The 22,451-nt window shown below is 51.3% G+C and carries 20 protein-coding genes and 3 tRNA genes; 18 read left to right on the top strand and 5 right to left on the bottom strand.

The features are described from left to right. Nucleotide 1 precedes the first annotated feature (1 nt). Genes EHN13_RS09305 through glmS form a run of 4 tightly spaced genes read right to left on the bottom strand, consistent with a single transcriptional unit; the run spans nucleotide 2 to nucleotide 4,544 of the window. The gene (locus EHN13_RS09305) at nucleotides 2-1,243 is read right to left on the bottom strand and encodes a methylaspartate ammonia-lyase (RefSeq protein ID WP_101742398.1); all 1,242 of its coding nucleotides are present in this window, start codon (nucleotides 1,241-1,243) and stop codon (nucleotides 2-4) included. Then, on the bottom strand, nucleotides 1,243-2,688 hold the full coding sequence (locus EHN13_RS09300) for a methylaspartate mutase subunit E (protein ID WP_048212243.1): 1,446 nt from the start codon (nucleotides 2,686-2,688) through the stop codon (nucleotides 1,243-1,245). The genes EHN13_RS09305 and EHN13_RS09300 overlap by 1 nt, the downstream gene beginning before the upstream one ends. 12 nt (nucleotides 2,689-2,700) lie before the next feature. Beyond that, nucleotides 2,701-4,095, bottom strand: coding sequence for a methylaspartate mutase accessory protein GlmL (gene glmL, locus EHN13_RS09295; protein WP_124021286.1), 1,395 nt, complete (start codon nucleotides 4,093-4,095; stop codon nucleotides 2,701-2,703). Then, on the bottom strand, nucleotides 4,095-4,544 hold the full coding sequence (glmS, locus tag EHN13_RS09290; protein ID WP_003022963.1) for a methylaspartate mutase subunit S: 450 nt from the start codon (nucleotides 4,542-4,544) through the stop codon (nucleotides 4,095-4,097). The genes glmL and glmS overlap by 1 nt, the downstream gene beginning before the upstream one ends. Before the next feature lie 1,217 nt (nucleotides 4,545-5,761). Between glmS and cydA the strand changes: the two genes are divergently transcribed. The 16 genes from cydA (at nucleotide 5,762) to pnuC (ending at nucleotide 17,402) form a co-directional block, all read left to right on the top strand. Then, nucleotides 5,762-7,330, top strand: a complete 1,569-nt coding sequence (gene cydA / locus EHN13_RS09285; protein WP_005125442.1) for a cytochrome ubiquinol oxidase subunit I — start codon at nucleotides 5,762-5,764, stop codon at nucleotides 7,328-7,330. 15 nt (nucleotides 7,331-7,345) lie between these two features. Further along, nucleotides 7,346-8,485 carry a cytochrome d ubiquinol oxidase subunit II gene (cydB, locus tag EHN13_RS09280; RefSeq protein WP_005125441.1) on the top strand — a complete coding sequence of 380 codons (1,140 nt, stop codon included), beginning with the start codon at nucleotides 7,346-7,348 and terminating at the stop codon, nucleotides 8,483-8,485. A gap of 14 nt (nucleotides 8,486-8,499) precedes the next feature. Next, entirely contained in the window at nucleotides 8,500-8,613 is a 114-nt protein-coding gene (gene cydX / locus EHN13_RS09275; protein ID WP_003022970.1) for a cytochrome bd-I oxidase subunit CydX, read from the top strand. Continuing rightward, the gene (gene ybgE, locus EHN13_RS09270; RefSeq protein WP_167469990.1) at nucleotides 8,613-8,906 is read left to right on the top strand and encodes a cyd operon protein YbgE; all 294 of its coding nucleotides are present in this window, start codon (nucleotides 8,613-8,615) and stop codon (nucleotides 8,904-8,906) included. The genes cydX and ybgE overlap by 1 nt, the downstream gene beginning before the upstream one ends. A 273-nt stretch (nucleotides 8,907-9,179) precedes the next feature. Next, a complete protein-coding gene (gene ybgC / locus EHN13_RS09265) occupies nucleotides 9,180-9,584 on the top strand; it encodes a tol-pal system-associated acyl-CoA thioesterase (RefSeq protein ID WP_124021285.1) in 405 nt (134 codons plus the stop codon). Further along, entirely contained in the window at nucleotides 9,581-10,273 is a 693-nt protein-coding gene (gene tolQ / locus EHN13_RS09260; RefSeq protein WP_003022976.1) for a Tol-Pal system protein TolQ, read from the top strand. The genes ybgC and tolQ overlap by 4 nt, the downstream gene beginning before the upstream one ends. 3 nt (nucleotides 10,274-10,276) lie before the next feature. Further along, on the top strand, nucleotides 10,277-10,705 hold the full coding sequence (tolR, locus tag EHN13_RS09255) for a colicin uptake protein TolR (protein WP_005125437.1): 429 nt from the start codon (nucleotides 10,277-10,279) through the stop codon (nucleotides 10,703-10,705). Nucleotides 10,706-10,769: 64 nt separating this feature from the next. Next, a complete protein-coding gene (tolA, locus tag EHN13_RS09250; protein WP_003022980.1) occupies nucleotides 10,770-12,026 on the top strand; it encodes a cell envelope integrity protein TolA in 1,257 nt (418 codons plus the stop codon). Between the two features lie 128 nt (nucleotides 12,027-12,154). Next, nucleotides 12,155-13,447 (top strand): Tol-Pal system beta propeller repeat protein TolB, encoded by a 1,293-nt coding sequence (gene tolB, locus EHN13_RS09245; RefSeq protein WP_038638949.1) that lies wholly within the window; start codon nucleotides 12,155-12,157, stop codon nucleotides 13,445-13,447. 34 nt (nucleotides 13,448-13,481) lie between these two features. After that, nucleotides 13,482-14,000: a peptidoglycan-associated lipoprotein Pal gene (gene pal / locus EHN13_RS09240; protein WP_003022983.1), complete on the top strand. Its 519-nt coding sequence runs from the start codon at nucleotides 13,482-13,484 to the stop codon at nucleotides 13,998-14,000. Nucleotides 14,001-14,009: 9 nt separating this feature from the next. Continuing rightward, nucleotides 14,010-14,798, top strand: a complete 789-nt coding sequence (gene cpoB / locus EHN13_RS09235) for a cell division protein CpoB (RefSeq protein WP_048212240.1) — start codon at nucleotides 14,010-14,012, stop codon at nucleotides 14,796-14,798. A gap of 164 nt (nucleotides 14,799-14,962) precedes the next feature. Next, nucleotides 14,963-15,038: transfer RNA gene (locus EHN13_RS09230), tRNA-Lys, on the top strand. A 137-nt stretch (nucleotides 15,039-15,175) separates the two neighbouring features. Next, nucleotides 15,176-15,251 (top strand) — tRNA-Val (locus tag EHN13_RS09225). A 3-nt stretch (nucleotides 15,252-15,254) separates the two neighbouring features. Beyond that, nucleotides 15,255-15,330 (top strand) — tRNA-Lys (locus tag EHN13_RS09220). A 281-nt stretch (nucleotides 15,331-15,611) separates the two neighbouring features. Further along, nucleotides 15,612-16,655 (top strand): quinolinate synthase NadA, encoded by a 1,044-nt coding sequence (gene nadA / locus EHN13_RS09215; protein WP_124021284.1) that lies wholly within the window; start codon nucleotides 15,612-15,614, stop codon nucleotides 16,653-16,655. 27 nt (nucleotides 16,656-16,682) lie between these two features. Beyond that, nucleotides 16,683-17,402, top strand: coding sequence for a nicotinamide riboside transporter PnuC (gene pnuC / locus EHN13_RS09210; protein WP_101741888.1), 720 nt, complete (start codon nucleotides 16,683-16,685; stop codon nucleotides 17,400-17,402). On the opposite strand, the gene zitB is transcribed toward pnuC, so the two are convergent. Next, complete coding sequence (zitB, locus tag EHN13_RS09205; RefSeq protein ID WP_086523626.1) at nucleotides 17,399-18,340, bottom strand: CDF family zinc transporter ZitB; 942 nt, start codon at nucleotides 18,338-18,340, stop codon at nucleotides 17,399-17,401. The two genes, pnuC and zitB, sit on opposite strands and share 4 nt — an antisense overlap. A gap of 375 nt (nucleotides 18,341-18,715) precedes the next feature. Here zitB and aroG point away from each other — a divergent pair, with 375 nt between their 5' ends. Then, entirely contained in the window at nucleotides 18,716-19,768 is a 1,053-nt protein-coding gene (gene aroG, locus EHN13_RS09200) for a 3-deoxy-7-phosphoheptulonate synthase AroG (RefSeq protein WP_003831449.1), read from the top strand. Nucleotides 19,769-19,967: 199 nt separating this feature from the next. Further along, nucleotides 19,968-22,397 (top strand): autotransporter outer membrane beta-barrel domain-containing protein, encoded by a 2,430-nt coding sequence (locus EHN13_RS09195; protein WP_170166184.1) that lies wholly within the window; start codon nucleotides 19,968-19,970, stop codon nucleotides 22,395-22,397. Nucleotides 22,398-22,451 lie beyond the last annotated feature (54 nt).

Below are 22,451 nucleotides of genomic sequence, written 5' to 3'. Positions count from 1 at the left end.
CTTAATCCTTAGTTTGCAACAACGCGATGGTGCGATTCATCTCGTTAAACACGATGTTGAGACCTTCATCGAAACCCATACCCGGTTTAACCAGCATACGCATCGGACGCGCGGCAAGCGCCACGTGTACGCAGGTGCGGGCACTGATCTCGGTTTCGTTACAAGTACCGCCCTGATAAGCTTCCATGGCGTGTTTGTTGCAATACAGCACCGCATCAACGATGTTGTGAATACCGCCAAGATCAGGGGTTTTGATCTGTACCATGTGGCAGCTGCCCGCATCGGTAAAGTCCACGATATCCTGATAGGTGTTACACCATTCGTCGGCGACAATTTTCACGCCGGAACCCAGACGGGTCAGTTCTTTGGTGATGGCAGTCAACATGCGGATCTGATCCGGCTTGTTACCCGCATCTACTGGCCCTTCGATATACAGCGGCAGGCCCTGTGCTTCGGCTTCCAGGCTGGCGATGTATTCGGCGCAGCGCACGGGATCCATATCGAAGATCAAACCGATCGTGCCGTACACATCAATATGCAGCGTTGGGTGATAACGTTCGCTGGTGCGCAGGCTTAAAATGCGGTCGGACAACCAACGTACATACTCACGCAGTTTTTCGCCTTTAAAGCCCAGTTTCTCTTCCACGTTGTTGATCAGCGCATGCGGCAGGACGTCCACCCCTTTGAGGATCATTTTGTCAACGGCGATATAACGGTCGTCGCCGCTCTGACCAAATAATGGAATGGCTTCCGGCACGCACGGCAGTTGCCATTCATCGCAAACCACTTCAGTTTTCAGACGACCGGTAGCCAGCGCTGCCGCGTCGAGCAGCGCCTGAGACAGACCATAGCGGACGGCGGTATGCAGCAGATGACCGTCAATACGCAGTTGATCAAAGAAACGGGCGTTTGGCAGGAACGCATCAACGTCACGGCCTTCCAGCAGCGGTTTGATGTGATCGTTGAGGAACGGAATGAAATTTTCTGCCAGGAATAGCGGATCACGGCCACCTGCACCTGAATATTGCACCGCTGCGCAATCGCCCACCGCTACCGCGCCATTTTCCAGAATCAGTTGCACGGAAACGCATTCACCCGCCTGACGAACAGAGGTAAATCCAGGTGTTACCGGAGCGCCGGTATAGATAAACCCGTCATGACCGGCGCCATTTTTGATGGCCTGCTGATCGTCAAAATAAAATGAGGAGTAGCCAGCGGTGAAAAGGGCCTTTTTGATTTTCATTATGGTCTTCCTATTAATTTACTGTGGGATACGGCGTTGATGTCATCAATGACCATCTGGAAAGAAGGCTTGCGGCCTTCAAAATGTGCGCGCTCTGCGACATAGTCGTGGTGCAGGGCGAGAATATCTTTCGGCAGCGGAACCGCACCGGCTTCGAGAATACGGATGGCGCCTGTGTTATCGCGCACCGGCAGAATTTTGCCCGCATTGCAGGCGGCAGGTGCGAACGGCACATCCAGTACGCCAGCTTCAAAGGCCAGCACTGTACCGCGCGCAATGTCGCCATTACCCAGTTCGAAGACTTTTTTCAGTACTGCGCGGACTTCACTCTTAATCAGTTCGACTTCCTGCTCGACGGCAGCGCATTGCGGGAATTTCTGGTCGCTGACCATGTTGAGCATCTGGCGTGACGCTTTCAGACCCTGGGCGTTGGCTGCAGCCGTTGGGATACCGAACGCTTCGTGCGGGCTTTTGGTAATGACTTTCGTGGCACCGGACATACCGGCAACCGCCGCACCCCAGGCGATAACGGAGAAGGCTTTCGCTTCATCTTCCGGGAATCCGCCCATCCACTGGTGGAAAACGGTACTCAGTTCGTAATCGTCGAAGCCGTGGTTATGGAAGTATTCGTGGGACAGTTCACGCAGCGCCTGAATGGCGGCGATATCCTGCGTCAGGCTACCGACCTGGCCGTAGCCGACGGTAATGGATTTCACGCCTTGTTCCAGCGCCAGCAGACCTTCAATAATCGCCACCGAGTGGGACATAAACGGCGGGATCAGGGTACCGGTCAGCGGGCCAAACGGCTCACGGTTGATGCGAATGCCGTTCTCTTCGTACAGACCCATCAGGCGATCGCAGTACTGCCAGTCGCGGATGGATTTTTCCAGGGTGACGCGTTTAGCGTAAGGGATGTTGTAGGAAATACCGCCACCTTCGTAGCTGGTAAAGCCACTGGCCATGGCGATTTCAGCCAGCAGGCGCGCATCCGGCGTACCGTGGCGGACCTGGATTGGTTTTTCCAGCGACTCAGTCATACGGCGGCAGGCAGCAACCCCATGATTGACGACCGGTAAACCATTTAGTTTGGAGGTGCCCGCCTCGATAGATTTTTGGATCCCGACAGCTGCTTCTTCATAGCGGTTCAGACGGGTATAGGCATCGATGGTACTTGGCAGGAGGTCACATTCTTCCTGCAATGTTTTAAGCAGCTCAATATGTTCATCCATGAGTGCGACGCCTGCACGCGGCTGGCTCAGCGTTTTACCTTCTTGATCGGCCTTCAACAGCGCGAGGGAGAAGCGTTTTGAATCTGGAATTGATTGCTGGTACTTCACGCCATCTTCGAATTTCTCAACGTCTTTGCCGGTTTCCCAGGTTTGCAACACCTGGTGCCTTTCGGTCATGAATTCGTCGTGGGTCAATTTTTTATTTCGAAGTTCCATTCGTAGCTGCCTTTAGTTTTGTAGGGTTAAACACTGAATGCTGGTGCGAGCAGCGGCTTGCGGGTACAGCCTGGCGACGTTTGCCAGTAGCGGGAGCAGGCCATTTGAATCGCGGTAATACTCAAACTGATTCGGTAACAGAATTCTTTTACCCTGGTCGTCCAGCTCCCGGTATTTAAGCCAGTTATGGATATCGAACTGGCTGGCGCGAGAGAGCCATCCCCCTGAACCGACGACTTTGCGTATGGTGGTGAGATCGCGACCCATCTGTAAATCCACGTTACCGACGCAGGTGCAAACCTGCTTCTTAGTGCCCGCGTGGCGCTCAGTGGCATAGCCCACGCACAAACCGGCTAACAAAGTGTCGAAATATTTCTCTTCCTCGTTGACCGGCAGGTAGTCCGGCTGCCCAACCAGATGGCGCAGGTAGCGATAAAACGCTTCCTCACGTTGTGGTTGTTGGGCGAAAACAACTTTCACCATATCCTGCGTGCTTTCTCCCACCACGACGGCGGAAACGCGCATGCCCAAATCACCTTCAACGGTACGTTTGACGAACGGTTCAGGGACACCATGCAGGACAGTATCGGGGGAGAGGGTATTCGCGCTGGCTGAATAGACATCCGTGGTGGCGCCACCCATATCAATCAGCATGAACTCCTTCCATGCGTTGTCGTAATCGCTAATGGCTTTGACTAACTCATAGACCGTCCATGGCGTCGGCATTGGCTCTTCGCCTGTTTCGCCAACAATGACGTCCAGACCTTTACCTTTGACAATGCGTGACAAGAACACATCGCAAATCGCCTGGCGCGCGGCAAACGGATTCGGGTGATCGAGATCCGGCAGAATGTTGTCTACCGTGGTCAGATCTTTGTGTCCCAGAATCGTTTGTATTTCGTCCTGAATGTCCCGGTTTCCGGCGTAGATAATGGCGCAATCAAGCTTTGAACCTGCCAGCGCGTGCGCATTCGCCAGGCCGTAGCTTTCTTCGCCGCCGTCTGTACCGCCGGTAAACAACAGAATATCTGGCGGTGCAGATTCCAGTTCCTGGATGTCATGACGGTTCAGTTTGTACGAATAATATTGCGCGATTTTCGCTCCTGCCGAATGGGCGGTAACTTTTGCCGATTCCAGCGTAATGGAAGGCACCAGCCCCATTGCTGCCACGGCGAGTCCACCTTTGGCCGAGGAGGAGTATTTCAACTGCACTTCACCACTTTTCAGTAACGGGCGAGCATCGGCAACGTTCAGCACCTGATTCAGGCTGGCAAAAAAACCGTCTGCCAGATGATGTGTGGTGGTTGGGGTCAGGACATGGTTTACCAGGGTTAATTCCTCCCCTTCATGGGCGAAGAGGGCTGCCTTGGTCCATGTCGAGCCGATATCGACAGAAACTGTTTGCATCAGATGGCCTCTTCCAGGCAACGCTGCTCGAGGCCATTGTGTTGGTGAATATCATTAGTGATAAGCGCACAGACATCTTCCAGGTCGTGGCTCGGTGCGAAGACGCGGTTAAACCCCATCTCTTTAAATTTCACTTCGACATCGGCGAAGTCATGTTTTCCGACGACCAGGTTGCCGCCGACGTACAACAGGATGTCGCCGAGGCCACGTTCAATACAGCGCTCACGCAAGCCGAGGCAGTCAATGTCGCCGTGGCCGTAGATGGAAGACACCACGATGGCATCAGCGCCTGTTTCAATCGCGGCATCAATATATTCATCCTGGCTCACCATCACCCCGAGGTTGATTACGTGAAAATCATGAGCAGTAAAAACGCGATCCAGAACTTTATTGCCTACTGCATGGCAGTCAGCACCGATGACGCCAATAACAAGTGTAGATTTCTTCATGGGTAATCCTCTGTAGGGCTGATGGTCAATAAGTGAAAATTGTTTTCTAATATTTAGAGCATGGGTTTTGACAACCTTTTAATAGGGTTGGAGTTTCTGTGGAAGCGGAAAAGGAAGCAATTGATCTATTTTCAAAATATCCTGCGCAAAATGATTGTTATATTTTGCCTCCATAAAAATTCATTTAAATCAATGTGTTATAAATTAATTTCCATTAGTTATTTTATTTATTAGCGAATTACCTAATAAACCACTTGCCATGTTTGTGATCGAAATCTTATTTTGTGGCGCAGGCTTTGTCAGGGGTGTTTTTAATAATTTCGAAAATGGTATTCGCTAAATAACTTGTGAACGGCATAACGGTTTTTTATTTATTAATCTTATATGTCGTAAATTTTTTTGTTAAATTTAAGATAAAATGATAATGAATTGTTCGGAATATATATATTCTTTGGCATAGAAGCGATGTTGTGGTGGGAGTGATAACTTACAGTGATGATTTAAGCGAAACGGCGGGTCTCTGCAGGGAGATCGCCAAACCTCAGGGCGTCAGTCAATGCTTGCCGCTTCGCTTCCAGTTGAGATAGTTACATTGTGGTGTTAATTATAAGTAAAATTAAAATGAATGATTTGTATTAAATAATGATTACAGGACTTGCTAAACAAAAAACTGTGAGCTACCCAGCAATAGTGACTCTTTATCTGTCCATAATTTTGTCCCCCAGACTGGTTAAAAGATCGTGTAGATTTAAATAAATATCCTATCATTTGTAGTAACGGCAATTACTCATTGAAAAACATATCGTTAACATGGCGTTCACTAGTCACGCTAGCGATAAACACTATTAACATTTAAATTGAAAATTGATTTAAATCAATGTTTAAAACTTGGTAAACATCACCAAATGAGGTTAAATTGCTGCAGATCAAATTGGTCTGAAAGTGATAAATTAGCTATAAATTGATCACTATCGAAAAATGCAAATTTACCTCGATAAAAACCTGTTTATTGTAAGGATTTTACGGCGTAATATAATTGCGGGATCAATTTGAGTGTTTTATTAACATGTTTGTAACCTTTCATCATTGTCCTTTCTTCAAATGAGAAGAAAGAGCAGCGGGGGAAGGAAGCAAATAAATTTGTATTGGGGCATGCGTGTGACCCTTTCTAACGGGGTTCACTCTCGGAGTCTTCATGCGATGAGCAAGGAGTCATGATGTTAGATATAGTCGAACTGTCGCGCTTACAGTTTGCCTTGACCGCGATGTACCACTTCCTGTTTGTGCCACTGACGCTCGGTATGGCGTTCTTGTTGGCCATCATGGAAACGGTCTACGTCCTTTCCGGCAAACAGATTTATAAAGATATGACCAAGTTCTGGGGCAAGTTGTTTGGTATCAACTTCGCTCTGGGTGTGGCAACCGGTCTGACCATGGAGTTCCAGTTCGGGACTAACTGGTCTTACTATTCCCACTATGTAGGGGATATTTTCGGTGCGCCGCTGGCGATTGAAGGTTTGATGGCCTTCTTCCTCGAATCCACCTTTGTAGGTCTGTTCTTCTTCGGCTGGGACCGTTTGGGTAAAGTCCAGCATATGTGCGTCACCTGGCTGGTGGCCTTAGGTTCAAACCTGTCCGCACTGTGGATTCTGGTTGCGAACGGCTGGATGCAAAACCCAATCGCTGCGGATTTCAACTTTGAAACCATGCGTATGGAGATGCTGAGCTTCTCTGAACTGGTGCTCAACCCGGTAGCACAGGTGAAATTTGTTCACACTGTGGCTTCTGGTTATGTTTGTGGCGCGATGTTCGTTCTGGGTATCAGCTCCTACTATATGCTGCGCGGCCGTGACTTCGCGTTTGCTAAACGTTCTTTTGCTATCGCTGCCAGCTTTGGTATGGCTGCCATTCTGTCTGTTATCGTTCTGGGTGATGAATCTGGTTACGAAATGGGCGACGTGCAGAAAACCAAACTTGCTGCTATTGAAGCCGAGTGGGAAACTCAACCTGCACCGGCATCCTTTACGCTGTTCGGTATTCCGGACCAGGATGCGCAGGAAAACCATTTTGCGATTCAAATTCCTTATGCCCTGGGCATCATCGCTACCCGCTCCGTTGATACACCGGTCATTGGTCTGAAAGATCTGATGGTGCAGCACGAAGAGCGTATCCGTAACGGGATGAAAGCGTATCAACTGCTGGAAGAACTGCGTGCAGGTTCTACCGATCAGGCTGTTCGCGACCAGTTCAACAGCATGAAGAAAGATCTGGGCTATGGTCTGCTGCTGAAACGCTACACGGACAACGTCACCGACGCGACCGAAGCGCAAATTCAGCAAGCCACGAAAGACTCTATCCCTCGTGTTGCACCGCTGTACTTCGCATTCCGTATTATGGTGGCGTGCGGCATCCTGATGCTGGCTATCATTGCTGTGTCCTTCTGGACCGTGATTCGTAATCGTATCGGCGAGAAAAAATGGCTGCTGCGCACCGCGCTGTATGCGATTCCGCTGCCGTGGATTGCTATTGAATCCGGTTGGTTTGTCGCAGAGTACGGTCGTCAACCGTGGGCGATTGGTGAAGTGTTACCAACAGCCGTAGCGAACTCTTCGCTGACCGCTGGCGACCTCATCTTCTCGATGCTGTTGATTTGCGGCCTGTATACCCTGTTCCTGGTGGCTGAACTGTATCTGATGTTCAAGTTCGCACGCCTTGGGCCGAGTAGCCTGAAAACCGGTCGTTATCACTACGAGCAGTCCACTGTGACTTCTCAGCCGGCACGCTAAGACAGGAGTCGTCAAATGATCGATTATGAAGTATTGCGTTTTATCTGGTGGCTGCTGGTTGGCATTCTGCTGATTGGTTTTGCGGTCACTGATGGCTTCGACATGGGGGTGGGCATGCTCACCCGTTTCCTCGGTCGTAATGATACCGAGCGTCGAATTATGATTAACTCCATCGCCCCGCACTGGGACGGTAACCAGGTTTGGCTCATCACCGCGGGTGGCGCACTGTTCGCTGCCTGGCCGATGGTGTATGCCGCTGCGTTCTCCGGTTTCTATGTGGCGATGATCCTGGTACTGGCGTCTTTGTTCTTCCGTCCGGTCGGTTTTGATTACCGCTCCAAGATCGAAGACATGCGCTGGCGCAACATGTGGGACTGGGGCATCTTCATCGGTAGCTTCGTGCCGCCGCTGGTTATCGGTGTTGCGTTTGGCAACCTGCTGCAAGGTGTTCCGTTCCACATGGATGAGTACATGCGCTTGTACTACACCGGTAACTTCTTCCAACTGCTGAATCCGTTTGGTCTGCTGGCAGGGGTTGTGAGCGTAGGGATGATCATCACTCAGGGCGCAACCTATCTGCAGATGCGTACCGTAGGCGAACTACATCTGCGTGCACGTACCACCTCACAGGTTGCGGCGCTGGTGACTCTGGTTTGCTTCGCACTGGCCGGCGTTTGGGTTATTTACGGTATTGATGGTTATGTTGTGACTTCCGCACTGGATCACCACGCCGCTTCTAACCCGATGACCAAAGAAGTGGCGCGTGAAGCGGGCGCATGGATGGTGAACTTTAACAATGCACCTATTCTGTGGCTGGTTCCGGCGTTGGGCGTGGTTCTGCCGCTGTTGACCATTCTGACTTCCCGTATGGAGAAAGGGGCCTGGGCGTTCATCTTCTCCTCACTGACGTTAGCCTGCATCATCCTGACTGCCGGTATCGCGATGTTCCCGTTTGTGATGCCATCCAGCACCATGATGAATGCGAGTCTGACCATGTGGGATGCAACGTCCAGCCAGCTGACGCTGAATCTGATGACGTATGTAGCTTGTGTGTTCGTACCGATCATTCTGCTGTACACCGGCTGGTGTTACTGGAAGATGTTTGGTCGCATCACCAAAGAAGATATTGAAAGCAACACCCACTCTCTGTACTAAGTAAGGAGCTTAAAATGTGGTATTTCGCATGGATTTTGGGAACGCTTCTTGCCTGTGCATTTGGGATAATCACAGCGCTGGCGCTTGAGCACGTTGAATCAGGCAAGGCCGGACAAGAAGACAGTTGATGATCAACATTATCGCGGTGGTATACAACGCGATGGACAAGCGCCCCTTGCGGGCGCTTTCCTTTGTGCTGGCAATCGTGTTGGCCGGCTGCATATTCTGGGATCCGTCACGTTTCGCAGCTAAAACCAGTACGCTTGAAATCTGGCATGGTTTTCTGCTGATGTGGGCGGTCTGCGCAGGCATCATTCACGGCGTTGGCTTTCGTCCTCGCGCCGTACACTGGCAGGGCATCTTCTGCCCGCTGATCGCAGATATCGTCCTCGTTGTTGGTCTGATTTTCTTCTTCTTTTGAATAAGAAACATCCTTAAATATTTATGGGCTTGCATAAGCCCATAATTTTTTACTCTCCGTTTACTTTCCCCCATTCCAAAGCACCATTCCCGCGCGTATAGTAGCGAAGTTTGAAAGCACTAACCTAATTGCATTACCGGGATGTAAAGTGAAGACAGCGCGATATACAACGACATTCTTGATGCATCGCGGCGGCAAGAACGCGAGTCACCAGGCGCTTACAACGTTAAGCGACCGGTGTGAGTGGGCGAAGCCAACAAAGAGGCAGTAAGAATGAATAAGTATATTTTTCGATGGCCGGTTCGTGTCTATTATGAAGACACCGATGCCGGTGGGGTGGTTTATCACGCCAGCTACGTCGCTTTTTATGAAAGAGCACGCACAGAGATGCTGCGTCATCATCACTTTAGTCAGCAGGTTCTGTTGGCCGAACGTGTAGCCTTTGTGGTGCGCAAGATGACCCTGGAGTATTTTGCGCCTGCCCGGCTTGACGATATGCTCGAAGTCCAAACCGAAATTACGTCAATGCGTGGCACCTCATTGGTTTTCACGCAACGCATTGTCAACGCAGAGAACGTCGTGCTGAATGAAGCCGACGTTCTGATTGTTTGCGTTGATCCACTCAAAATGAAGCCTCGTGCGCTTCCCAAGTCTATTGTCGCGGAGTTTAAGCAGTGACTGACATGAATATCCTTGATTTGTTCCTGAAGGCAAGCCTTCTGGTTAAACTTATCATGTTGATTTTGATTGGTTTCTCAATCGCATCCTGGGCCATTATTATCCAGCGGACCCGTATTCTTAATGCTGCTTCACGTGAAGCCGAAGCGTTTGAAGACAAGTTCTGGTCCGGCATTGAATTGTCGCGCCTGTACCAGGAAAGCCAGGGGCGTCGTGATAATCTGGCGGGTTCAGAGCAAATTTTCTACAGCGGATTCAAAGAATTTGCGCGTCTGCATAGGGCGAATAGTCATGCGCCGGAAGCGGTCGTTGAGGGGGCATCCCGTGCGATGCGTATCTCGATGAACCGTGAACTGGAAACGCTGGAAACGCATATTCCATTCCTCGGCACTGTCGGCTCCATCAGCCCGTATATCGGTCTGTTCGGTACCGTTTGGGGGATCATGCACGCATTTATCGCGCTGGGCGCGGTAAAACAGGCGACGCTGCAAATGGTTGCACCGGGTATCGCGGAAGCGTTGATTGCAACGGCCATCGGTCTGTTTGCGGCAATTCCGGCGGTTATGGCTTACAACCGACTGAATCAGCGCGTGAACAAGCTGGAACTGAATTACGACAACTTTATGGAAGAGTTCACCGCGATTCTGCACCGCCAGGCGTTTACCGTTAGCGAGAGCAACAAGGGGTAAACCATGGCCAGAACGCGTGGACGAGGTCGTCGCGAACTTAAGTCTGAAATCAATATTGTACCGTTGCTCGACGTACTGCTGGTGCTGTTGCTGATCTTTATGGCAACCGCGCCGATCATTACGCAGAGTGTGGAAGTCGACCTGCCGGATGCGACTGAATCGCAAGCCGTCAGCAGTAACGACGAGCCACCGGTCATTATTGAAGTTTCCGGTGTTGGGCAATACAGCGTGGTGGTTGAAAAAGACAGGATGGATCAGCTGCCGCCGGAGCAGGTTATCGCGGAAGCGAAGAGCCGCCTGCAGACCAATCCGAAAACGGTATTTTTAATCGGTGGTGCGAAAGACGTGCCTTATGATGAAATAATTAAAGCGCTGAACTTGTTACACAGTGCAGGCGTTAAATCGGTTGGCTTGATGACGCAGCCAATCTGATGACGGCGTTTTGCTGGCTTGAAAGATAGCGCGTAACAGGCGAACAGTTTTTTGGGAACCGAGAGTGTCAAAGGCAACCGAACAAAACGACAAGCTCAAAAGGGCGATAATTATTTCAGCGGTGCTGCATGTCATTTTATTTGCAGCGCTGATCTGGAGTTCGTTCGATGAGCACATTGATGCTTCAGCCGGCGGCGGTGGCGGTTCGTCCATCGACGCCGTTATGGTCGATCCTGGTGCTGTTGTTCAACAGTACGACAGGCAGCAGCAACAGCAGGCAAGTGCGAAACGTGCAGAAGAACAGCGTGAGAAACAGGCGCAGCAGCAGGCCGAAGAGCTTCGTGAGAAGCAGGCGGCAGAGCAAGAGCGTCTGAAACAGCTGGAAAAAGAACGTTTAGCGGCGCAGGAAAAAGTGCGCGAGCAGGCGGAACAGCAGAAACAGGCTGAAGCCGCTGCGGCGAAAGCACAGGAGCAACAAAAGCAGGCTGAAGAGGCTGCGGCGAAGGCTGCTGCAGATGCGAAAGCTAAAGCAGATGCTCAGGCGAAACAAGCGGCAGATGCCGCGAAGAAAGCCGCTGCTGATGCCCAGAAGAAAGCTGAGGCGGAAGCTGCAAAAGCGGCTGCCGATGCTAAGAAGGTTGCCGAAGCACAAGCTGCTAAGGCAGCCGCGGACGCTGCGAAGAAAGCACAGGCTGAAGCCGCTAAGCAAGCAGCAGCCGAGAAAGCTGCCGCTGAGAAAGCAGAAAAAGCCGCCGCCGCGAAAGCTGCCGCTGCTGAAAAGGCTGCCGCTGACAAGAAAGCTGCTGCTGAAAAAGCTGCAGCAGATAAAAAGGCTGCAGCCGAGAAAGCTGCTGCCGATAAGAAAGCTGCGGCAGATAAAGCCGCTGCTGCGAAAAAAGCCGCTGCCGAAAAAGCCGCTGCCGCTTCGGGTGTTGACGACTTATTAGGTGACTTAAGCTCCGGTAAGAATGCACCGAAATCGGGCGGTGGAGCGAAAGGAAACGGCCAACCGGCGAAAGATAGTGGTACAAGTGGTGCAAATGGCGGTGCATCTGGCGCTGATATCAGTGCTTACGCATCTCAAATTCGTAATGCGATTCAGAGTCGTCTGTATGGCGCCGATTTGTATGCGGGTAAATCCTGCGTATTACATATCAAGTTAGCGCCTGATGGTCTGCTACTGGATGTGACCGAAGAGGGCGGGGATCCGGCATTGTGCCAGGCTGCGCTGACGGCTGCGAAAACAGCCAGAATTCCTAAGCCGCCTAGCCAGGCTGTTTATGAAAAAGTAAAAGATGCCAAACTGGACTTTAAACTGTAATAACGACCCCTGAGGAATCGGGGGAAACAGTCTAAGGTTGAGACAGAGTTCTGGTAGTTTTGTGTATTTGAGTTTGTTAACATTCTGCTAAATTATCGTGGGCGTTCCGTCCAGATAAGGGAGATATGATGAAGCAGGCATTACGAGTAGCATTTGGTTTTCTGATGCTGTGGGCAGCAGTGCTGCATGCAGAAGTACGTATCGAGATCACCCAAGGGGTGGACTCGGCACGCCCGATTGGTGTTGTCCCGTTCCAGTGGGCAGGGCCGGGCGCTGCACCTGAAGATATCGGTGGTATCGTAGGTGCTGACCTGCGTAACAGCGGTAAATTTAACCCATTAGACCGTTCTCGCCTGCCGCAGCAGCCGGGGACTGCGGCTGAAGTTCAGCCTGCTGCATGGTCTGCCCTGGGTATTGATGCCGTAGTGGTTGGCCAGGTTACGCCAAACCCGGATGGTTCCTATAGCGTTGCATATCAACTGGTTGATACCGGTGGCGCACCAGGTACCGTACTGGCACAGAACACATATAAAGTGAACAAGCAGTGGCTGCGTTATGCGGGCCATACCGCAAGTGACGAAGTTTTTGAAAAACTGACTGGTATTAAGGGCGCATTCCGTACTCGTATCGCGTATGTTGTTCAGACGAACGGTGGTCAGTTCCCGTACGAATTACGTGTGTCTGACTACGATGGTTACAACCAGTTTGTCGTTCACCGCTCTCCGCAGCCGCTGATGTCTCCGGCGTGGTCTCCGGACGGTTCTAAACTGGCCTACGTTACCTTCGAAAGCGGTCGTTCAGCGCTGGTTATTCAGACGTTGTCCAACGGCGCAGTGCGTCAGGTTGCTTCGTTCCCGCGTCACAACGGTGCACCTGCGTTTTCTCCGGATGGCAGCAAACTGGCGTTTGCCCTGTCTAAAACCGGTAGCCTGAATCTGTATGTCATGGACATCGGTTCTGGTCAGATCCGTCAGGTCACTGATGGTCGTAGCAACAACACGGAACCTACCTGGTTCCCGGACAGCCAAAACCTGGCCTTTACGTCTGACCAGGCCGGTCGTCCGCAGGTGTATAAAGTTAACGTCAACGGCGGTGCTCCGCAGCGTATTACCTGGGAAGGTTCACAAAACCAGGATGCTGATGTCAGCAGCGACGGTAAGTTTATGGTAATGGTAAGCTCGGCTAATGGTCAGCAGCACATTGCCAAACAAGATCTGGTAGCGGGTGGCGTACAAGTTCTGTCGTCAACGTTCCTGGACGAAACGCCAAGTCTGGCACCTAACGGCACTATGGTAATCTACAGCTCTTCTCAGGGGATGGGATCCGTGCTGAATTTGGTTTCTACAGATGGGCGTTTCAAAGCGCGTCTTCCGGCAACTGATGGTCAGGTTAAATTCCCTGCCTGGTCGCCGTATCTGTGATAATAAATAATTGATTAATAAAGGAATCATTGAAATGCAACTGAACAAAGTGCTGAAAGGGCTGATGATTGCTCTGCCTGTTATGGCTATTGCGGCATGTTCTTCTAACAAGAACGCCAGCAATGACGGCAGCGAAGGCATGCTGGGTGCCGGCACTGGTATGGATGCAAACGGTAGCGGCAACATGTCCTCCGAAGAGCAAGCGCGTCTGCAGATGCAACAGCTGCAGCAGAACAACATCGTTTATTTCGATCTGGATAAGTACGATATCCGTTCTGACTTCGCTGCAATGCTGGATGCGCACGCTAACTTCCTGCGTAGCAACCCGTCTTACAAAGTCACCGTAGAAGGTCATGCGGACGAACGTGGTACGCCTGAGTACAACATCTCCCTGGGTGAACGTCGTGCTAACGCCGTTAAGATGTACCTGCAGGGTAAAGGCGTTTCTGCTGACCAGATCTCCATCGTTTCTTACGGTAAAGAAAAACCTGCAGTACTGGGTCATGACGAAGCGGCTTACGCCAAAAACCGTCGCGCCGTACTGGTTTACTAAGAGAATTGCATGAGCAGTAACTTCAGACATCATCTGTTGAGTCTGTCGTTACTGGTTGGCATAGCGGCCCCCTGGGCCGCTTTTGCTCAGGCGCCAATCAGTAGTGTCGGCTCTGGCTCGGTCGAAGACCGCGTCACTCAACTCGAGCGTATTTCTAACGCTCACAGTCAGCTTTTAACCCAACTCCAGCAACAACTCTCCGATAATCAGTCCGATATTGATGCCCTGCGTGGTCAAATTCAGGAAAGTCAGTATCAGCTGAATCAGGTTGTTGAACGCCAAAAACAGATATTGCTGCAGATGAATAATCTTGGCAGCGGTAGCGCGCCTGCGGCGCAATCTGCGGCTGGCGATCAGAGTGGGGCGGCAACCCCGGCACCCGATGCGGGTGCTGCAGCTTCGTCAGGCGCACCGGCGCAAACTGGCGATGCGAATACTGATTACAATGCGGCAATCGCCCTGGTGCAGGATAAATCCCGTCAGGATGATGCGATCGTTGCATTTCAGAACTTCATCAAAAAGTACCCGGATTCTACTTACCTGCCCAATGCGAATTACTGGCTCGGTCAGTTGAATTACAACAAGGGTAAAAAAGATGATGCAGCGTTCTATTTTGCATCCGTAGTTAAAAACTTCCCGAAATCACCGAAGGCTGCAGACGCGATGTACAAAGTCGGCGTCATCATGCAGGACAAGGGTGACACAGCAAAAGCGAAAGCGGTTTATCAGCAGGTTATCACTAAATACCCTGGTACTGATGGCGCGAAACAAGCGCAAAAACGCCTTGGCGCGATGTAATGCACACCATGCGACCAGAAATCGTGTTATTTCTGGTCGCGTCGTGTGATTCCTAAGCAGTTGAGTAATTTACATCGAAATTTTTGTTGCGCTAAAATCTGAAATCAGTAATATATGCCGCCGTTGCCAAGGGATATCAAACAAACCAAAAGCAGCGCAAAAGTGGGTCGTTAGCTCAGTTGGTAGAGCAGTTGACTTTTAATCAATTGGTCGCAGGTTCGAATCCTGCACGACCCACCAATCGCTAAGGTGGAACGCGATTGTAAAACGTGAAGGATAACGTTGCGTAAGCAACGGCCCGTAGGGCGAGACGAAGTCGAGTCATCCTGCACGACCCACCACTAACTCAGTTAGTAAGTAGTATCCAGCGTAGTATCGGGTGATTAGCTCAGCTGGGAGAGCACCTCCCTTACAAGGAGGGGGTCGGCGGTTCGATCCCGTCATCACCCACCACTCGGGGCGTTAGCTCAGTTGGTAGAGCAGTTGACTTTTAATCAATTGGTCGCAGGTTCGAATCCTGCACGCCCCACCAGTGTAAAAAGGCGCCCTAAAGGCGCCTTTTTGCTATGCGCAGGATTTTTGATTCGAACCTGCTTGCCTGATGTGTTTCGCTTATCAGCCCTACAGACGACACGACTCATGTAGGCCGGATAAGACGTCAGTCGCCATTCGGCATGCATCACACGCAATTCTTGTGACTTTCTTACACCAATCCGCTATCTTGTTTAGCATACAAAACAATTCTAACCGAATATGGCGTGCGTCACGCTTTTAATCGGTTATTTCGTTAAGCCAGTAAAATGAGAAAGCAAGATGAGCGTGATGTTTGATCCAGAAGCAGCAATTTATCCGTTTCCGCCGAAGCCAGCGCTGCTGAGTGCGGATGAAAAGCAATTTTATCGTGAAAAAATCAAGCGACTGTTGAAAGAACGTGATGCCGTTATGGTCGCGCACTATTACACCGATCCTGAAATTCAGCAATTGGCCGAAGAGACCGGTGGCTGTATTTCTGATTCTCTGGAGATGGCGCGGTTCGGCTCAAAACATTCTGCCTCTACGCTGTTGGTTGCAGGAGTGAGGTTTATGGGGGAAACCGCCAAAATCCTCAGCCCGGAAAAGACTATCCTGATGCCGACCTTACAGGCGGAATGTTCATTAGATCTGGGTTGTCCGATTGATGCTTTCAGCGCGTTTTGCGATGCGCATCCTGATCGTACCGTGGTGGTTTACGCCAATACCTCCGCAGCCGTTAAAGCGCGAGCGGACTGGGTTGTCACGTCCAGTATCGCGGTAGAACTTATTGAGCACCTTGATAGTTTAGGTGAAAAAATCATCTGGGCCCCGGACAGACATCTGGGCAACTACGTGCAAAAACAGACCGGCGCAGATGTGCTCTGTTGGCAGGGAGCCTGTATTGTTCACGACGAATTTAAAACCCAGGCTTTATCGCGTATGAAAGCGCTTTACCCTGATGCCGCAATATTGGTGCACCCAGAGTCCCCTCAGTCTATCGTTGATATGGCCGATGCGGTTGGCTCAACCAGCCAGCTCATCACCGCAGCTAAATCGTTACCGCATAAGCAGCTGATTGTGGCGACTGACCGGGGCATTTTTTACAAAATGCAGCAGGCCGTTCCGGATAAAGAATTGCTTGAAGCGCCGACAGCCGGTGAGGGGGCAACCTGTCGCAGCTGTGCGCATTGTCCGTGGATGGCGATGAACGGCCTCAAGGCGATTGCTGAGGGCCTGGAACAAGGCGGAGCGGCTCATGAGATACATGTTGATGCTGCGCTGCGAGAAGGGGCGTTGTTGCCGTTAAACCGCATGTTGGAATTTGCGGCTACACTTCGAGCTTAATTATTTATTTTTGCTCTGGGGGAAAAGATGGACTTTTTTAGCACGCAGAACATCCTGGTACATATTCCGATTGGCGCGGGTGGTTACGATCTGTCGTGGATCGAAGCCGTGGGGACGATTGCCGGGTTGCTGTGTATTGGCCTGGCGAGCCTTGAAAAAATCAGCAATTACTTCTTCGGCCTGATAAACGTCACGCTGTTCGCGATTATCTTCTTTCAGATCCAGCTTTATGCCAGCCTGTTGCTGCAAGTCTTTTTCTTTGCCGCCAACATCTACGGCTGGTACGCCTGGTCCCGGCAAACCAGCCAGCATGAAGCGGAACTTAAAATTCGCTGGCTACCGTTACCAAAAGCGCTGGGCTGGCTGGCGGCCTGCGTGGTAGCGATCGGCCTGATGTCGGTCTATATCGATCCGGTATTTGCGTTCCTGACTCGCATTGCGGTCAACATAATGCAGACATTGGGGTTACAGGTTGCTGTGCCTGAACTGCAACCCGATGCGTTCCCGTTCTGGGATTCCTGCATGATGGTGCTATCGATTGTGGCGATGATCCTGATGACGCGCAAATACGTTGAAAACTGGCTGCTGTGGGTAATCATCAACGTAATCAGTGTGGTGATCTTTGCCCTGCAAGGGGTGTATGCCATGTCGCTGGAATACATGATCCTGACGGTTATCGCCCTCAACGGGAGCAGGATGTGGATTAACAGCGCGCGTGAACGAGGTTCCCACGCGCTGTCTCATTAATGGTGATGATGTGAATGGCCGGACACGCCCTGATACAGGTGGCAGTCCGGCCCATTGCATGGCTGATACTCCATCTGGATCGTCGCGTGTTCAATCTGGTAGTGATGGATAAGGAAATGCTGAATACGTTCCAGCAGGGCATCATGATCGTGCGGCGGGATCACCTGCACATGCAGCGTCATGACCGGCTTTTCACCCACCATCCAGACGTGAACATGGTGCACATTGCGAACTTCGGGAATATCCCGGCTGAGATGTCGCTGTAGGGCGGCGATATCCAGCGCATGAGGTGCGCCCTCCAGCAATTCATTGACGCTATCTTTTAACAATCGCCAGGCACTGCGCAGCACCAGTACGGAAACCAGAATAGAGAGAATAGGGTCCGCAGGGGTCCAGCCCGTCCAGATAATAATCAGCGCAGCGATGATCGCCCCGACCGAGCCGAGTAAATCCCCCATTACATGCAGTGCCGCGGCGCGGACGTTGAGGTTTTTCTCTTCACTGCCGCGATGTAAAACCCAAAAAGCAAGCACATTGGCCAGTAAACCCGCGACAGCAATAACCATCATCATGCCGCCCGCCACGGGACGAGGTGTCTGGAAGCGCTCAATCGCCTCCCAGACGATTAAAATGGTGATAACGACCAATGCGATGGCATTAACGAATGCAGCCAGCGTCGTGAGCCTCAGCCAGCCGAAAGTGTGGCGTATTGTAGGCGGGCGACGGGAAAACTGGACGGCCAGCAGCGCGAAAAGCAGTGCTGCTGCATCCGTAAGCATATGCCCGGCATCAGCCAGCAAGGCCAGCGAGCCGGAGAGTATCCCTCCCACCACTTCAACCAGCATGAACCCCGCTGTAATGCAGAAGGCGAACAGCAGTCGACGGGCGTTATTATCCTTTGGCTGGTCAGGGGAAGTATGAGTATGTGAGTGCGCCATTGTGCCATCCCTTTGTTATTCTCACCTTTACTGTATGACATCATACCGTTTTTGGGGGGATAAAATTAAAAAGGAGAGCTTCTATTCTCCCGTTATCAGCCACGTAAATATTGGGCATTGCCTTACAGTACAGTGGGTAAAAATCCACAATGTGCATCGATAGCCAGCACAGAATTTTGAAAATAATAATAAAATCCGCAATTACAGTTGGAATTTGCGGTTTGGATCTCATTATTCGCTACATTCTTGCGTTTTTTTGCGTAATCCCGGGATAACACGGTTCGTACTGTAAAACCCCGTTTACACTTTATGACTGAAGATATAGATTGGAGGGATTGCATTCATTTATATAAGTATGGCAACGCTGGAATAATCATGAATTATCAGAACGACGATTTACGCATCAAAGAGATCAACGAGTTATTACCGCCAGTCGCACTGCTGGAAAAATTCCCCGCTACTGAAAATGCCGCAAACACGGTGGCTCATGCCCGTAAGGCGATTCATAAAATTCTGAAAGGGAGCGACGATCGCCTGTTAGTGGTGATTGGGCCGTGCTCTATTCATGATCCGGCAGCCGCCAAAGAGTACGCCGCTCGCCTGCTGGCGCTGCGCGAAGAGTTAAAAGGCGAGCTTGAAATCGTCATGCGCGTCTATTTTGAAAAGCCGCGTACCACCGTCGGCTGGAAGGGGCTGATCAACGATCCGCACATGGACAACAGCTTCCAGATCAACGATGGGCTGCGCATTGCACGTAAATTGCTACTGGATATCAACGACAGCGGATTGCCGGCTGCGGGTGAATTCCTCGACATGATCACGCCGCAATACCTCGCCGACCTGATGAGTTGGGGCGCGATCGGAGCGCGTACCACTGAGTCCCAGGTACACCGCGAGCTGGCATCGGGTCTGTCTTGCCCGGTTGGTTTTAAAAACGGTACCGATGGCACGATCAAAGTCGCGATTGATGCAATCAACGCCGCAGGAGCGCCACACTGCTTCCTGTCCGTGACCAAATGGGGTCATTCGGCGATCGTGAATACCAGCGGTAATGGCGATTGCCATATTATTCTGCGCGGCGGCAAAGAGCCAAATTACAGCGCCCAGCACGTCGCAGACGTAAAAGAAGGTCTGATTAAAGCAGGACTCTCTGCGCAAGTGATGATCGACTTTAGCCATGCCAATTCCAGCAAGCAGTTCAAAAAGCAGATGGATGTTGCGAAAGACGTTTGTGGACAAGTCGCTGGCGGCGAAAAAGCGATTATTGGCGTGATGATCGAAAGCCATCTGGTCGAGGGTAATCAGAACCCGGATAGCGGTGAGCCGCTGACCTACGGCAAAAGCATTACTGATGCCTGCATTGGTTGGGAAGACACCGATGCAGTGCTGCGCCAGCTGGCGGATGCGGTCAAGGCGCGTCGCGGTTAAAGTTATCTTCCTCCCTTATTAAAACCGGCGAATCAGGCCGGTTTTTTTAATTAATATTAATAAGTTCATTTTATTTATATACTCAATATATTTCTAAGTTGAATATAAATATATTCCTAATTTTATCATTCCTGTAATAAATATATTAAATCCGGGGTTATCATATCCCCAGGATTTATATAAATATAAAGGGATGAATATGAATAAAAACTTTAACATCGTCTGGAATACCGCGCGTAATATGTATGTCGTGGCTTCTGAATTTGCACAGGGTGACAGTCAGATAAAAAACCAGGCCAGGGCGGCAGGCATCGCCACGCTGCTGGGGTTACTCTCTGGTCCGGCGATGGCGGATTATACCCCGACTGTTGCGGCCGGTGAGTCCGTTAGTGGAGAGACCCTGAATACCACAGATGACTATCAGGAGGTCTACGGCAGCGCCTTCAATACGACGATAGAAGGCGGATGGCAGTATGTCATGGACGGCGGACTGTCTCAGGATGCGCAGGTAACGGGAGGCACTCTCCAGATTCAGGAGAATGGCACCTCCGTGAATGCCGTGCTGAGCGGAAAAGGCCAACAGGATGTCGATGGTAGAGCAGAACACACTACCATCAATTCGGGAGCAAGAAACTATGTGTACGGAACCGCAGTGGATTCCGTCATCAATGCTGGCGGAACGGAACACGTTTTTGGGTTATCCAGCGGCGCGACCATCAATAACAAGGGTGTGCAGGAAGTCTATGGTATCGTTAAAAACACGACTGTAAATCAGGGGGGGGCGCTGGTACTTAGAACACACGACGACGGCAGAGAAACAGCCAGTTTCGCCAGCAACACTACCGTCAACAGCGGCGGCTCACTCTGGCTGGAATCAGATTATGCCATCCTTGAAGGTACTACCCTGATTAAAACCGGCGCCACCGTTAATGCCGTGACCGGTGTTATCACCAACAGTGGGATCCTGGATTATGACCTCGACGCGGGAGCCTCCCGTACCGAGAGCAACAGCATTCAGGGCATTGGGTCCCTGCAAAAAACCGGGCAGGGTACGTTGCTGCTTACCGGTAACAACACTTACGCTGGTGACACGCTTGTCGACGAAGGCACCCTCTGGCTCGCTGATTCTGCCGTTATCGGCGTCCCCACAGTATCTGGCTCATCTTCGCAGTTAATGGGCTACCTACCTTCCGGCTCTGTCAGCGTCGCTGCTGGGGCAACCCTCGGCGGTACCGGCGTTATCAATGATGATGTCTCGAATGCTGGCAACATCGCCATCAGTCAGAGCAATGAGACCGGTCACACCCTCACCATTAACGGCAATTACACCGGTAATAATGGCACGCTCTCCCTTAATACACAGCTGGGGGATGATGCCTCCCCGACGGATAAGCTCCTCATTTCCGGCGATACCGCAGGCACGACCACTGTCTTTGTTACTAATACTGGCGGGGACGGAGCCCTCACCACGCAGGGGATCGAGGTGATAGATGTCGGCGGTCAGTCTGACGGCGTCTTCACCCAGGGCAACCAGGTTCAGGTCGGATTGTATGAATACCGCTTTTATCAGGACGGTGGTGACTGGTATTTGCGCTCGCAGACCGTTACCCCGGTTAATCCTGACGATGGTGGCGATGTCACTCCGGTTAATCCGGATGACGGTGGCAATGCCGTCCCTGTGGACCCTCAGTATCGCGCTGATATCGGCGCCTATCTCGGCAACCAGTGGATGGCGCGTAATCTGCAAATGCAGACCCTTTATGACCGCGAAGGCAGCCAGTTACGTACCGATGACGGCAGTATGTGGATGCGCTTTAAAGCAGGTGATGCATCATCACAGGCTGCAAACGGTCATGTGGATATTGACAACAACTATTCTCAGCTCCAGATTGGCGGCGATATACTGAGCTGGGATGATAGCGTGCAGAGCCTGAAAGCAGGGCTGATGGTGAGCTATATCAACGCCGATACGGACAGCACCGGTAACCGAGGGGCGGATGGGAGCCAGTTTTCTGCCAGTGGTAACGTAGCCGGTTACAATCTTGGGGCTTATGCCACCTGGTTTGCGGATGCCAAGGACCATAGCGGGCTGTATGTGGATAGCTGGTACCAGTACGGCCTCTACAATAACAGCGTAAATAACGGCGACGTGGGTTCAAAGGATTATGATTCGACAGCCAGCGCTGTTTCTCTGGAAACGGGTTATCGGTACGACATTGGACTTGAAAACCTGAACACTGTCAGCCTGACGCCACAGGCTCAGGTGACATGGCAGCAATATAAAGCGGACGCGGTTGTGCAGAATGGAACGCGTATTGACGGACAAAACGGTGACAGCTGGAACACGCGCCTCGGACTGCGGGTAGATGGCAAGCTGCACAAGAATACCACGTCGGTTATCCAGCCGTTTGCGGAGGTGAACTGGTTACACACCAGCGATGATGTTGCCGTTTCGTTTGATGGCGCGCAGGTGAAGCAGGATCTTCCGGCAGATCGCGCCGAGGTGAAAGTAGGTATTCAGGCGAATCTGAATAGCCAGTGGAGCATCACGGGTCAGGTTGCTGGGCAAAAGGGACGTAATGATTATGGCGATCTCAACGGTAGCCTGGACGTCCGTTACAGCTGGTAAAGTGACATAAAAAACAGAGTAATCAGGCCTACAAGCAAGCTTGTAGGCCTGATG

It is taken from the genome of Citrobacter youngae, assembly GCF_003818115.1.
Classification (GTDB): domain Bacteria; phylum Pseudomonadota; class Gammaproteobacteria; order Enterobacterales; family Enterobacteriaceae; genus Citrobacter; species Citrobacter youngae.
Note: the sequence above shows the minus strand (reverse complement) of the source record. Positions and strands in the feature narration are given on the sequence as shown.

What these genes read in the sequence shown, in the direction of transcription:
- cydB (WP_005125441.1), top strand. Translation starts at nt 7,346, where the DNA reads ATGATCGATTATGAAGTATTGCGTTTTATCTGGTGGCTGCTGGTTGGC.
- pnuC (WP_101741888.1), top strand. Translation starts at nt 16,683, where the DNA reads ATGGACTTTTTTAGCACGCAGAACATCCTGGTACATATTCCGATTGGC.
- pal (WP_003022983.1), top strand. Translation starts at nt 13,482, where the DNA reads ATGCAACTGAACAAAGTGCTGAAAGGGCTGATGATTGCTCTGCCTGTT.
- glmS (WP_003022963.1), bottom strand. Translation starts at nt 4,544, where the DNA reads ATGAAGAAATCTACACTTGTTATTGGCGTCATCGGTGCTGACTGCCAT.
- zitB (WP_086523626.1), bottom strand. Translation starts at nt 18,340, where the DNA reads ATGGCGCACTCACATACTCATACTTCCCCTGACCAGCCAAAGGATAAT.
- ybgC (WP_124021285.1), top strand. Translation starts at nt 9,180, where the DNA reads ATGAATAAGTATATTTTTCGATGGCCGGTTCGTGTCTATTATGAAGAC.
- tolR (WP_005125437.1), top strand. Translation starts at nt 10,277, where the DNA reads ATGGCCAGAACGCGTGGACGAGGTCGTCGCGAACTTAAGTCTGAAATC.
- glmL (WP_124021286.1), bottom strand. Translation starts at nt 4,095, where the DNA reads ATGCAAACAGTTTCTGTCGATATCGGCTCGACATGGACCAAGGCAGCC.
- ybgE (WP_167469990.1), top strand. Translation starts at nt 8,613, where the DNA reads ATGATCAACATTATCGCGGTGGTATACAACGCGATGGACAAGCGCCCC.
- cydA (WP_005125442.1), top strand. Translation starts at nt 5,762, where the DNA reads ATGTTAGATATAGTCGAACTGTCGCGCTTACAGTTTGCCTTGACCGCG.
- EHN13_RS09305 (WP_101742398.1), bottom strand. Translation starts at nt 1,243, where the DNA reads ATGAAAATCAAAAAGGCCCTTTTCACCGCTGGCTACTCCTCATTTTAT.
- nadA (WP_124021284.1), top strand. Translation starts at nt 15,612, where the DNA reads ATGAGCGTGATGTTTGATCCAGAAGCAGCAATTTATCCGTTTCCGCCG.
- tolB (WP_038638949.1), top strand. Translation starts at nt 12,155, where the DNA reads ATGAAGCAGGCATTACGAGTAGCATTTGGTTTTCTGATGCTGTGGGCA.
- cpoB (WP_048212240.1), top strand. Translation starts at nt 14,010, where the DNA reads ATGAGCAGTAACTTCAGACATCATCTGTTGAGTCTGTCGTTACTGGTT.
- cydX (WP_003022970.1), top strand. Translation starts at nt 8,500, where the DNA reads ATGTGGTATTTCGCATGGATTTTGGGAACGCTTCTTGCCTGTGCATTT.
- aroG (WP_003831449.1), top strand. Translation starts at nt 18,716, where the DNA reads ATGAATTATCAGAACGACGATTTACGCATCAAAGAGATCAACGAGTTA.
- EHN13_RS09195 (WP_170166184.1), top strand. Translation starts at nt 19,968, where the DNA reads ATGAATAAAAACTTTAACATCGTCTGGAATACCGCGCGTAATATGTAT.
- EHN13_RS09300 (WP_048212243.1), bottom strand. Translation starts at nt 2,688, where the DNA reads ATGGAACTTCGAAATAAAAAATTGACCCACGACGAATTCATGACCGAA.